The organism is Pseudomonas parafulva (assembly GCF_002021815.1).
GTDB classification, from domain to species: Bacteria; Pseudomonadota; Gammaproteobacteria; order Pseudomonadales; family Pseudomonadaceae; genus Aquipseudomonas; species Aquipseudomonas parafulva_B.
On record NZ_CP019952.1, the window covers coordinates 1598792 to 1611200 of the forward strand.

11 protein-coding genes are annotated in these 12409 nt (G+C 61.8%); 7 read left to right on the forward strand and 4 right to left on the reverse strand.

From position 1 onward, the window contains the following. The first annotated feature begins 24 nt into the window (after positions 1 to 24). From fadA to B2J77_RS07165, 5 genes are all read left to right on the forward strand, one after another. Entirely contained in the window at positions 25 to 1200 is a 1176-nt protein-coding gene (gene fadA / locus B2J77_RS07145) for an acetyl-CoA C-acyltransferase FadA (RefSeq protein WP_078478266.1), read from the forward strand. 81 nt (positions 1201 to 1281) lie between these two features. After that, positions 1282 to 1533: a DUF1653 domain-containing protein gene (locus tag B2J77_RS07150; protein WP_058606157.1), complete on the forward strand. Its 252-nt coding sequence runs from the start codon at positions 1282 to 1284 to the stop codon at positions 1531 to 1533. 100 nt (positions 1534 to 1633) lie between these two features. After that, entirely contained in the window at positions 1634 to 4243 is a 2610-nt protein-coding gene (topA, locus tag B2J77_RS07155) for a type I DNA topoisomerase (RefSeq protein WP_058606158.1), read from the forward strand. A 126-nt stretch (positions 4244 to 4369) separates the two neighbouring features. Next, a complete protein-coding gene (locus B2J77_RS07160) occupies positions 4370 to 4885 on the forward strand; it encodes a DUF6586 family protein (RefSeq protein WP_058639657.1) in 516 nt (171 codons plus the stop codon). Positions 4886 to 4935: 50 nt separating this feature from the next. Then, entirely contained in the window at positions 4936 to 5169 is a 234-nt protein-coding gene (locus B2J77_RS07165) for a hypothetical protein (protein WP_023534164.1), read from the forward strand. A gap of 170 nt (positions 5170 to 5339) precedes the next feature. Here the strand turns inward: B2J77_RS07165 and sulA are convergent, their stop codons facing one another. Together sulA and lexA are read right to left on the reverse strand one after the other, a co-directional pair. Then, the gene (gene sulA / locus B2J77_RS07170; protein ID WP_058639656.1) at positions 5340 to 5816 is read right to left on the reverse strand and encodes an SOS-induced cell division inhibitor SulA; all 477 of its coding nucleotides are present in this window, start codon (positions 5814 to 5816) and stop codon (positions 5340 to 5342) included. 13 nt (positions 5817 to 5829) lie between these two features. Continuing rightward, positions 5830 to 6438: a transcriptional repressor LexA gene (gene lexA, locus B2J77_RS07175; protein WP_023534260.1), complete on the reverse strand. Its 609-nt coding sequence runs from the start codon at positions 6436 to 6438 to the stop codon at positions 5830 to 5832. A 229-nt stretch (positions 6439 to 6667) separates the two neighbouring features. Between lexA and B2J77_RS07180 the strand changes: the two genes are divergently transcribed. Beyond that, the gene (locus B2J77_RS07180; protein WP_058639655.1) at positions 6668 to 7381 is read left to right on the forward strand and encodes a TetR/AcrR family transcriptional regulator; all 714 of its coding nucleotides are present in this window, start codon (positions 6668 to 6670) and stop codon (positions 7379 to 7381) included. Between the two features lie 69 nt (positions 7382 to 7450). After that, positions 7451 to 8449 (forward strand): beta-N-acetylhexosaminidase, encoded by a 999-nt coding sequence (gene nagZ, locus B2J77_RS07185; RefSeq protein ID WP_194286105.1) that lies wholly within the window; start codon positions 7451 to 7453, stop codon positions 8447 to 8449. A gap of 63 nt (positions 8450 to 8512) precedes the next feature. Here the strand turns inward: nagZ and B2J77_RS07190 are convergent, their stop codons facing one another. Beyond that, positions 8513 to 11839 (reverse strand): DEAD/DEAH box helicase, encoded by a 3327-nt coding sequence (locus B2J77_RS07190; RefSeq protein ID WP_078478268.1) that lies wholly within the window; start codon positions 11837 to 11839, stop codon positions 8513 to 8515. 3 nt (positions 11840 to 11842) lie between these two features. Continuing rightward, complete coding sequence (locus B2J77_RS07195; RefSeq protein ID WP_058639653.1) at positions 11843 to 12409, reverse strand: peptidoglycan binding protein CsiV; 567 nt, start codon at positions 12407 to 12409, stop codon at positions 11843 to 11845.

Sequence of the window (12409 nt, forward strand, 5' to 3'; positions counted from 1 at the left end):
ACGAGCTAGAGCGAGAGATTTGATATGAGCCTTAATCCAAGAGACGTGGTGATCGTCGACTTCGGTCGCACGCCAATGGGCCGCTCCAAGGGTGGCATGCACCGTAGTACCCGCGCCGAAGACATGTCGGCGCACCTGATCAGCAAGTTGCTTGAGCGCAACGACAAGGTCGATCCCAAGGAAGTCGAGGACGTGATCTGGGGCTGTGTGAACCAGACCCTGGAGCAGGGCTGGAACATCGCCCGCATGGCATCGCTGATGACCCAGATTCCGCACACGTCCGCGGCACAGACCGTCAGCCGGTTGTGCGGCTCGTCGATGAGCGCGCTGCACACCGCCGCCCAAGCGATCATGACCGGCAACGGCGACGTGTTCGTGGTAGGCGGCGTCGAGCACATGGGGCACGTGAGCATGATGCATGGCGTAGACCCCAACCCGCATCTGGCGCTGCATGCGGCCAAGGCTTCGGGCATGATGGGCCTGACGGCCGAGATGCTGGGCAAGATGCACGGCATTACGCGTGAGCAGCAGGACCAGTTCGGCCTGCGCTCGCACCAGCTGGCGCACAAGGCCACCGTAGAGGGCAAGTTCAAGGATGAGATCATTCCCATGCAGGGGTATGACGAGAATGGTTTCCTGAAAGTGTTCGACTTCGACGAAACCATTCGTCCGGAAACCACCCTCGAGGGCCTGGCGTCGCTCAAGCCGGCCTTCAACCCCAAAGGTGGAACGGTGACCGCAGGCACTTCTTCCCAGATCACCGACGGTGCGTCGTGCATGATCGTGATGTCGGGGCAGCGTGCAATGGACCTGGGTATCGAGCCTCTGGCGGTCATTCGTGCCATGGCTGTGGCTGGCGTCGACCCCGCGATCATGGGCTATGGCCCAGTGCCGGCCACCCAGAAAGCCCTCAAGCGCGCGGGCTTGAGCATGGCCGACATTGACTTCATCGAACTCAACGAGGCGTTCGCCGCACAGGCCCTGCCTGTGTTGAAAGACTTGAAAGTGCTCGACAAGATGAATGAGAAGGTTAACCTGCACGGCGGTGCGATCGCCTTGGGCCACCCGTTTGGTTGCTCCGGGGCGCGTATTTCCGGCACCCTGCTCAACGTCATGAAGCAAAATGGCGGCACGCTGGGGATTGCGACCATGTGTGTCGGCCTTGGCCAAGGTATTACCACTGTATTCGAACGCGTCTAAGGCGCAGGAGAAGGACAGCGACCGGGGCCTTGTGCCCCGGTTTTGTTTTTTCGGTTTCAATCGAACCAGGAGGTAGTCCACATGCAGATCCAGCCAGGTGTGTACCGGCATTACAAGGGCCCGGAGTACCGTGTGTTCAGTGTCGCGCGGCACTCTGAGAGCGAGGAGTGGATGGTGTTCTACCAATGCCTGTATGGTGATTACAGCTTCTGGGTGCGCCCGCTGTCGATGTTCCGCGAGTCGGTGGAAGTCGACGGCGAACAGGTGCCACGCTTTGCGTTGATCAAGGCCGAAGAGGGGTTGTGCGGGACGTCGGCCAAGTCGCAGGCGTGATGTTCTGAACTTGACCTCGCAGTTTCGCCACTATATATAGCGGTGCCGCGTCTGGTACCTGACGTGTTTTCAATCTTCAGATTCAGGAATACTCCGATCCATGGGCAAATCGCTGGTCATTGTGGAATCCCCGGCCAAGGCCAAGACCATCAACAAGTACCTGGGCAACCAGTACGTGGTGAAGTCGAGTATCGGCCATATCCGAGACCTTCCCACCAGCGGTTCGGCGAGCGCGAGCAAAGAGCCGGCCGCCAAGCGTGGCAAGGCGGCGGGTGAGGCACCGGCCCTTTCGCCCAAGGAAAAGGCGCGCCGCCAATTGGTTGCACGCATGGGCGTCGACCCGGACCAGGGCTGGAAAGCCAAGTACGAGATCCTTCCTGGCAAGGAAAAGGTGATCGACGAGCTGCGCCGCCTGGCCAAGGATGCCGACACCATCTACCTCGCGACCGACTTGGACCGCGAAGGGGAGGCAATCGCCTGGCACCTGCGTGAGGCCATCGGTGGCGACGATACCCGCTACAAGCGCGTGGTGTTCAACGAAATCACCAAGAAGGCCATTCAGGAAGCGTTTTCGCAGCCTGGTGAGCTCGACATTGATCGGGTCAACGCGCAGCAGGCGCGTCGTTTTCTCGACCGTGTGGTGGGCTACATGGTGTCCCCGCTGCTGTGGTCCAAGATTGCCCGCGGCCTGTCGGCCGGGCGGGTGCAGTCGGTAGCCGTCAAGCTGGTGGTCGAGCGTGAACGCGAGATTCGCGCCTTCATTCCTCAGGAATACTGGGAAATCCATGCCGATCTCGGCACCGCCAAGAACGCCAAGGTTCGCTTCGAAGTCGCCCGTGAAAATGGCGAGGCCTTCAAGCCGCTGAACGAAACCCAGGCCATGGCCGCGCTGGAGAAGCTCAAGGCATCGAGCTACAGCGTCGTCAAGCGTGAAGACCGCCCGACTAGCAGCAAGCCATCGGCGCCCTTCATCACCTCGACCCTGCAACAGGCAGCGAGCAATCGCCTGGGGTTCGGCGTGAAGAAAACCATGATGATGGCCCAGCGTCTGTACGAAGCGGGTTACATCACCTACATGCGTACCGATTCGACCAACTTGTCGAGCGATGCGCTGGAAATGGCGCGCAGCTACATCGAGCGCGAATTCGGCAAGCAGTACCTGCCCGAAACGCCGCAGGTGTACGGCAGCAAGGAAGGGGCCCAGGAGGCGCACGAAGCCATCCGGCCGTCGGACGTGAGCACCCACCCGACCAAGCTCAGCGGTATGGAGCGCGATGCCGAGCGGTTGTACGAGCTGATCTGGCGTCAGTTCCTGGCCTGCCAGATGCCGCCGGCCCAGTACCTGTCCACCAGCGTGACCGTGGCAGCGGGCAGCTTCGAGCTGCGTGCCAAGGGCCGCATCCTGAAGTTCGACGGTTACACCCGCGTGTTGCCGCAGCAGAGCAAGCCTGGCGAAGACGACGTGCTGCCTGAGATGGTGCAGGGTGAAGCGCTCAAGCTGATGCAGCTTGACCCTAGCCAGCACTTCACCAAGCCGCCTGCCCGGTTCACCGAGGCCAGCCTGGTCAAGGAAATGGAAAAACGCGGCATTGGCCGACCATCGACCTACGCGGCGATCATCTCGACCATTCAGGACCGTGGCTATGTAACGTTGCACAACCGTCGCTTCTATTCGGAAAAGATGGGCGACATCGTGACCGAGCGGCTCTCCGAGAGTTTCTCCAATTTGATGGACTACGGTTTCACCGCCGGCATGGAGGAAAACCTCGACGACGTCGCCCACGGCGAGCGCGACTGGAAGAACGTGCTGGACGAGTTCTACGGCGACTTCAGCAAGAAATTGCAGACGGCCGAATCCAGCGAACACGGCATGCGTGCCAATCAGCCGACGATGACCAACATTCCTTGCAAGGAGTGCGGTCGCCCGATGATGATTCGTACAGCGTCCACGGGCGTGTTCCTGGGCTGCTCCGGTTACAGCCTGCCACCTAAAGAGCGCTGCAAGTCCACGGTCAACCTCGTGCCTGGTGACGAGATCGCTGCTGACGATGAGGGCGAATCGGAGTCGCGCGTGCTGCTTGGCAAGCACCGCTGCCCAGTTTGCGCAACGGCGATGGACGCTTACCTGCTCGATGAAAAGCACAAGCTGCACATTTGCGGGAACAACCCTGATTGCCCGGGTTACGAGATCGAAGAGGGCAGCTATCGCATCAAGGGCTACGAAGGCCCAAGCCTTGAGTGCGACAAGTGCGGCAGCGAAATGCAGCTCAAGACCGGACGCTTCGGCAAGTTCTTCGGGTGCACCAACCCTGCGTGCAAGAACACCCGCAAGCTGCTCAAAAGCGGTGAAGCGGCGCCGCCGAAGATGGACAAAGTCGACATGCCCGAGCTTAAGTGCGAGAAGGTGGACGACACCTATGTGCTGCGCGATGGTGCTTCGGGGCTGTTCCTGGCTGCCAGCCAGTTCCCGAAGAACCGCGAAACACGTGCGCCCCTGGTGTGCGAGATTGTCCCGCACAAACATGAAATCGATCCCAAGTACCATTTCTTGTGCGAAGCGCCGCAGAAAGACCCCGAGGGTCGACCAACCGTAATTCGCTACAGTCGCAAGACCAAGGAGCAGTACGTCCAGTCGGAAGTGGACGGCAAGCCCACGGGTTGGAAAGCGTTTTACGATGGCAAGGCCTGGAAAGTCGAAGACAAGCGCTGAGTTCCAGCGTCCAGGGATGGGGCCGTGCTGCGGTCTTTCGTGAGCTGATATCACGAAAGGCCGCAGCACGGCCCCTTTCATTTATGATGCAGCAATCCGCTAAGCCACTTGATGGGAGGGCAGCACATGGCCCAGGAGCTCTATACCCGCACTAATCAAAAACTGTACTTTGCCGGGCTGGCACTGGAATCGATGGCCAGGGCTGAACAGAGCCAGGCCATGAACGCCCAGGGGCTGGTGCAGGCTGAGCGGGAGTCGGCCTTGTTTCATCTGCATGGTGCCTTGCTTGGCCTATGTCACGAAATCAGTGGTTACTACCGCTTGCCTGCGCTGGCAAGCGTTGAGCAGGCTCTGGCGCAGGACGCCTTCAATGGCATCGCCATACCAGAAGTTGCCGAGCTCCTGGAGCTTGCCCGGCAACGGGAAACCTGGCTGGCGCAGATGCTGGCTGCCTATGCTGACTTGTTCCGAGCGCCTGTGATGCGCAAACCACCCAAGACTGACGTCACCCAGCCGTTGATCCAGGCGGTCAGCCTCGATGAGCAGGTGCCTGCGCCGCTGTCCCGTGCCGAGCTTGAGGCGTGGCGCAGCGATCTCAAGGCACTCGTCAGGCGTTTTCGCGATGCGTTGAGTGAGTGCTGACAGCGTCGAGCGCTGGTACAATGCTCGCCTTTCGTGGAGAACCGCCCTTTATGTCTACGTCTTTTCTGGAAATTGTCGAGTTGCCTGATGGCCGCATCGAACTGCGTCGCGCCGAGGATGAAGGCTCACTGGTAACCCTGGATTTCTCAGAGGATGCCAAAGTATTCCTGCAGGGTCAGCACGTCGAGGTGGCCAAAGCCATGCTCAGCGTGGGTGTGCAGATGGCTGGACGGCTTGTGGATGGCGAGCTCGAACGTGACGAAGGGCCGCGCGTTCTGCACTGAAACGCGCAGTCGTGAGATGGCTGCCACCGGCCTGGCCGGTGTCGGCGGCAAACGTATCGAACAAATGAGTGTGGGAGTGTCGGAAAAGCGTTGCGCTTTTTGGGCGTTCTTTACTCGTCATGGCGAGCATGGCCTGGAGCGGTCAGGCCGGTAGTACGAATGCCGCAGTGTCAGCCGAAACGAATGTTCAGGCTTTGCGCGTTACCTACGCTTGCCGCACGCAACAGCAGCTGACGTGCGTTGGCATTGATGCTCCCCAACCAGCTGACCACGGTATGGCTACGGCCCAGGCGCAAGGCTTCGCACGCCAACTGCAAGGGAAGCTGGTTGCCCCGCGGATGAAGCAGCAGAATGCGTTCGCGGTTGAGCCCAGCCCTGCGCAGCCAGGCCTGTGTCAGGCTCGACGGTGGTGCAATGAGGGTCAACCAGCGTGTTTCGTCTTCTTCGCTGAGTTCGCGTAGCACAGGTGCCAGCAAGGTGTGACAGTGACTAGGGGCGCCGTGCAGTGACAATTCGCTGAACAGGTCGGGCATGTCGCTCTTGCGCGCCAGTTCGCTGGCCTTGAGGCCAGGCAGGACAGGCTGGGCGAGGAATGCTTCGAACAGCGGCAACTGGACTTGCTCGGTTGTATGGGTGAATGGCTGCATGACGCCTCCTGATTCAGCGGCGAATGACGCCGACGCTCAAGCCCTCGATCACCAGTTCCTGATCTTTCAGGTTGACTTCGATAGGGGCAAATTCCGGGTTTTCGGCCAGCAGCCAAACCTTGTTGCCTTCGCGCTTGAAGCGCTTGACGGTGACTTCGTCGCCGATGCGCGCCACGACGATCTGGCCGTTGCGGGCTTCGCGGCAGGTATGCACCGCCAATAGGTCGCCATCGAGGATACCGACGTTCTTCATGCTCATGCCGTGCACACGCAATAGATAGTCGGCCTGGGGGTGGAAGAAGGCTGGGTTGATGTTGCAGGATTGCTCGATATGTTGCTCGGCAAGGATCGGGGCGCCGGCAGCAACGCGGCCGATGATCGGGAGCCCGGCTTCTTCGGCCTTGGCTTCGAGGCCGGGAATGCGAATGCCTCGGGAGGCGCCTGGCGTCATCTCGATAGCGCCTTTACGGGCCAGCGCCTTGAGATGCTCTTCGGCGGCATTGGGTGACTTGAAGCCCAGCTCCTGGGCAATCTCGGCACGAGTCGGCGGAAAGCCGTTATCCTCGAGGCTGCGCTTGATGAAGGCGAGGATTTCGGCTTGGCGTGGCGTCAGTTTCAACATGATCAGCGCTCTGTCTTTTTGTACAGTGCCTGGGATTATATACAGTATTCAGCTCGCCGCAAGCTCTCCCACCGCCCAGGCCAGCTGATGGCCACGGATTACACCGCGTTCGCCGCCAAACGCCCTCGCATCGGTATGGTTGACCGGCCGGTCACGAACGCTTGACAGAAGGGGGGTTGAAACGTATGTTTCAAACACCTGTTTGTATGGCGGAGTGCTTGGAGTAGTCATGGCCCAATCGGAAACCGTTGAACGCATCCTCGATGCTGCCGAGCAGCTGTTCGCCGAGCGCGGGTTCGCCGAAACCTCGTTGCGGCTGATCACCAGTAAGGCCGGCGTTAACCTGGCGGCGGTGAATTACCACTTCGGTTCCAAGAAAGCGCTGATCCAGGCGGTCTTCTCTCGTTTCCTGGGGCCATTCTGCGCCAGCCTTGAGCGCGAGCTGGAGCGGCGCCAGGCCCGCCCCGAGCACAAGCCTACCCTCGAAGAGTTACTGGAGATGCTGGTCGAGCAAGCCCTTGCCGTGCAGCCGCGCAGCAACAACGACTTGTCGATCTTCATGCGGCTGCTGGGCCTGGCGTTCAGCCAGAGCCAAGGCCATTTGCGCCGCTACCTCGAAGACATGTATGGCAAGGTGTTCCGCCGCTACATGTTGCTGGTCAACGAAGCCGCGCCACGCATTCCTCCGCTCGAATTGTTCTGGCGTGTGCATTTCATGCTCGGGGCTGCTGCGTTCAGCATGTCGGGCATCAAGGCGCTGCGAGCCATCGCCGAGACTGACTTTGGCATCAACACCTCCATCGAGCAGGTGATGCGCTTGATGGTGCCGTTCCTGGCTGCCGGCATGCGTGCCGATACCGGCGTCACCGATGCGGCCATGGCCAGCGCCCAGTTGCGCCCGCGCAGCAAGACTGTCAGCGGTGCAGCCCCCGCCAAGGCATGAACTCGCCAGTCGCCAGCCCTAAGCGGGCTTTCCCCTGTCTCTATTGAAGGATTTCTCATGACCGCCAGCCTGCAAGGCTCCTTGATGGTGGATATCGCCGGTACTTGGCTGACCGCCGAAGACCGGCAGCTGTTGCGCCAGCCCGAAGTGGGGGGGGTGATCATCTTCGCCCGCAACGTCGACAGCCCGCGCCAGGTGCGTGCGTTGTGCGCGTCCATTCGTGCGCTGCGCCCGGACCTGATCCTGGCCGTCGACCAGGAGGGCGGTCGGGTACAGCGTCTGCGCCAGGGGTTCGTGCGCCTGCCGGCGATGCGTGCCCTGGCCGACACTGCCAATGCCGAGTACCTAGCCGAGCAATGTGGCTGGTTGATGGCGACCGAAGTCCTTGCCGTTGGCCTGGACCTGAGCTTCGCTCCGGTGCTGGACTTGGATCACCAGCGCAGCGCGGTGGTGGGCAGCCGCGCCTTCGAAGGTGATCCGCTGCGGGCTACGCAATTGGCCGGCGCGTTCATCCGCGGCATGAACGCGGCAGGCATGGCTGCCTGTGGCAAACATTTCCCAGGCCATGGTTGGGCAGAAGCCGATTCCCACGTGGCGATACCCACTGACGAGCGTAGCCTGGAGCAACTGCGTGGGGCAGACCTGGTGCCGTTCAGCCGCCTGAGCGGTCAACTGGCGGCAGTGATGCCTGCCCATGTGATCTACCCGCAGGTCGACAACCGTCCGGCAGGCTTTTCCCGCCGGTGGCTGCAAGATATTTTGCGCGGCGAGCTAGGTTTCGACGGGGTCATCTTCAGTGACGACCTGTCCATGGCCGGTGCTCATGTGGTCGGTGATGCGGCCAGCCGCATCGAGGCCGCGTTCAGTGCCGGGTGCGACATGGGGCTGGTTTGCAACGACCGTGCTGCGGCCGAACTGGCGCTGGGTGCTGCTCAGCGTATGCGGGTCACGCCGTCACCTCGGATCGCCAGCATGCGCGGCCAAGGCACCGCCTGCACCGATTATCGCCAGCATCCGCGTTGGCTGCAGGCGCTGTGTGCGCTCAAGGACGCGCAGTTGATCGACTAGCCGCTCATCGTCCAGCAGTCTGTCGGAACGCGTATACCCAGCGGGTACGCGTTCCGACAGCTGCTACCGACCGCGCTTGCCCGGCAACGGCGCAAACAGCGCCTCTATTTCCTCGTCCCCCAGTCGCCATTGCCCGGCCTTGCCACCGTCTAGCAGGCTGGCAGCCAGCGCTGCTTTTTCCTGCTGCAACAGCTGAATCTTTTCCTCCACCGTGCCGCGGGTGATCAGCTTGAACACGAACACGGGCTTGTCCTGGCCAATGCGGTAGGCCCGGTCGGTCGCCTGGTTTTCGCTGGCCGGGTTCCACCACGGGTCGTAATGGATGACGGTGTCGGCTGCTGTCAGGTTCAATCCCACCCCGCCTGCCTTGAGGCTGATCAGAAAGACCTGGCTGTCCCCCTCCTGGAACTGCTGGACAGGGGTGCGGCGGTCGCGAGTGTCGCCGGTCAACAGGCTGTAACGGATGCTGCGCTTTTTCAGTTCCTGCTCGATCAACGCCAGCATCGAGGTGAACTGGGAGAACAGCAGCACGCGGCGGCCTTCGCCCATCAGCTCTTCGAGCATCTCCAGCAGCGCGCCCAGCTTGCCCTTGTCGCTCTGGTTGCCCTTGATGTCCACGCCCTTGACCAGGCGCAAGTCGCAACACACCTGGCGCAGCTTGAGCAGTGCATCGAGGATGACGATCTGGCTGCGTGCGGCACCGTTGCGGGCTACCTCGTCGCGAACCTTCTTGTCCATCGCCACCCGCACGGCCTCGTAGGTGTCCCGCTGTGCGTCACTCAGTTCGACCCAGTGCACCAGCTCTGTTTTGGCTGGCAGCTCGGTGGCGACTTGCTCTTTTGTGCGGCGCAGCAGGAAGGGGCGAATGCGCGTGATCAGGTGGGTCAGGCGCTCGGTATTGCCCTGGCGCTCGATAGGCGTGCGGTAGTCCTGATTGAAGCGCTTGAGGTCACCCAGCCAGCCGGGCATCAGGAAGTGGAAGATCGACCACAGCTCGCCGAGATTGTTTTCCATCGGTGTACCGGTCAGGCACAGGCGCTGGGTAGCCTGCAGTTGGCACACGGCCATGGCTGCCTTGCTGGTGCTGCTCTTGATGTTCTGCGCCTCGTCGAGCAACAGCAGGTGCCATGGCTGTGCACGCAAATGCGCAAGATCGCGGGGTACCAGTGCATAGGTGGTCAGGATGAGGTCGTAATCGTGCAGGCGGGCGAAATGCTTGCTGCGGGCTGGCCCGTGCAGGGCCAGCACCCGAAGGCCGGGTGCGAAGCGCTGCGCCTCGTCCAGCCAGTTGGGTATCAGGCTGGTCGGCATGACAGCCAGTGCTGGCGCGCCTAAACGGCCCGCTTCTTTTTCCAGCAGCACATGGGCCAGGGCCTGCAAGGTCTTGCCCAGGCCCATGTCATCCCCAAGGATGCCACCGGTGCCCATTTCCCGCAGTGCTTGCAGCCAGTTGAGCCCTTGCTGCTGGTAGCCGCGCAGGTTGGCTTGCAAGCCGGCAGGGGGGGCGACCTGCAGATCCCTGGCATCGCGCAGGCGGCGACCCAGGTCGCGCACATGCTCACCGCCTTCCCAATGCAGGGGCAGCGCTTCGATCCCGTTCAGGCGCGCAGCGTCTGCTCGGCTCATGCGCAGTGCCGTCCCGGCCTCAGGTTCGCTCAGGTAGAGCTCGCCCAAGGTCGCCATCACGGCCTTGACCCGGCCATAAGGCAGAGCTACGCGCAGGGCAGGGGCATCGATCCGGCCGCGGTTGAGATCGATCAGCAGGTGCTCCTCGTCGTTGCGCTTGGCCAGTTCGCTCGGGCGTAGCAGCTCAGGGCTGTTGCGCAACAGTTGCAGGACGATGGGCAGCAGGCTGTGCCGCTGCCCTTCGACAACGATACCCAACTTAAGGTCGAACCATTCATGGCCGGGCGTTTCATCGACCGTGGCGTACCAGTCTTCTACCTCCTGCAAGTCGAACGCGAAGTCGCGGTTGACGTCCACCTGCCAGCCCGCTTCACGCAGCTGGGGCAGGTTGGTGCGCACGAATTGCAGCCAGGCCTCGTCGTCGGGAAGCAGGAACATTTCGCCGGCGCTGTCGGGCAGTGCCTTGCTCTGCCGGGTCGCGACCTTGAACCCCATGTCACGCAGGACATTGCGCAGGGCTTGCTCAGCCTTGGGCTGGCGGCTGATGCGCTGGCTCACGCTGCCCACCAGGCGCGTCAGCGGCTTGTCGGTATTGCCGCTGGCCGACAGGCCGTCGTAGTCGAACGACAGCGCGGCGCGGTGCTGCGTCTGGCGCTGCATGCGACCGGTCTTGGGCATGTAGGCGGTGAACTCCAGGCTCCCAAGTACCAGGTGCGCGGAGGGCTGGATGTCATCGACGTGTTGCTCCTGGACCTCGGTCGGCGTCGGCACGGCATGGCTCAAGGCGTTGAGCTTGTGGCTGAGCGGCACGACCAGGTGCTCCGGCACCTCGGGTGCGAGGGTCAGTTGCATCGCAACGTGGGAGTTGAGCCCATGTTCCAGGACACCGATCTCATGGGTGACCAGGTCCAGGTAGTACAGCGGAAGCAATGGGATGACGCAGTTGGATTCATCTTCGCCGGTGAACCACAAGCCACGGTATGCACCGTTGTCTAGGCGCACCCAGCGAAACTCGCCCTGGCGCACCGGCCCAGGCCGCAGTTGTGGCTGAGTGTCTAGCAGGTACAGCCGGCCCGTGTCGATAATGCGCTGGAGCAACTCGCCGCCTTCGGCCCCTGTCAACCTGTAGCCCCGCTCTTGGCCGCCCCCCTGGTTGAGCGAGGAGAGCAGACGCAGGATGCGCGCGTCTTCTTCGGTCACGAATTTTGGCCGGTCATATAGGAAGTCGTAGACCGATTGCACCCGGCTGAAGCGAATGCCGTCTTCTGTTTCGGTGCCCTTGCGCACGACCACCGAGCAACTGGCATCGTCCTGGAGGTTCAGGTTGTAGCAGACCGAGCGCCCACGCTTGTCCTTGCCAGGTTCGGCCGGTGCGGGCGCTTGTTCGAGGTTGCTGAGCCAATGCTGGAGCTCGGCTGACATCTGCGCAGAGGTGGGCTTGGCTATCAGTGGCTTGTCGAAGGGATCGCTGATCAGCAGCAGCGCGGCTGCGCAGTGCTTGCAGTTGCGCGCAACAGGGCAACTGCACCGGCCTTCTACAAGGAGGCGCCCGGCATGCACGCTTACTTCGATGTTCTGCCGGTAGGTTTGTCCTGCACTGCCTTTGCACAGAGCGGAAAACCTTCGCCCGTTTAGGTGCTCCAGCTCAGCCATGCCCTCGCTCGCGTAAACCTCGCCTCGCCTCAGAGTGCCTGCGTCGAAACATTCGATCCAGTTGGGGTACTCGTTCAGCAGCTCGAAGGCATCAGGTCCGTTACGGCTCATGGGCTACTGCTCCAGCATGTCCAGCGATGGCATCTTGGGTGTGCCGGGTGGGGTTATCTTTAGGAGCATGGCCAGATGACCGCCGTCCAGGTAGGTCAGTTGTCCGCCTTTCACATTGCTGTTGGCCTGCCGAAACTGCTCGCTCTGCAGCACGCTGCCGTTGCCGTCGAGCTGGTTGACCCAAAGGTTGGCTTCGACCTGGATGAAGCGACCCTGGGTGATGCTCAGGTTGCCCTCGATCGGGAAATGGCCGAACTGCTCGGTACCTTCACCGAATGCGATGCGACTGGGCCCATCGCCTACCTGCTGTTGCCAGGCCCGGTGCATGAGTACCGTGTAGTCGGCCGTGGCGCTCAAGCGTGTGGCCTCGTCTTCGAGCACCGGGCGCTGCTCTGCGCCTTTGTCCAGCCGTGGCGCGCCAGCGCTCCAGTCTTCAGGCGCGAACGGGCTGGTGAACGCGGGTACGTTGTTCTGCCTTACCAGGATCATTTCGACCTGATACGGGCCCTGGGCGAATGCCGCTGGGGCAAACGCCACCAGCAGCAGGGTCAGACAGCGAATGGCGCGCAT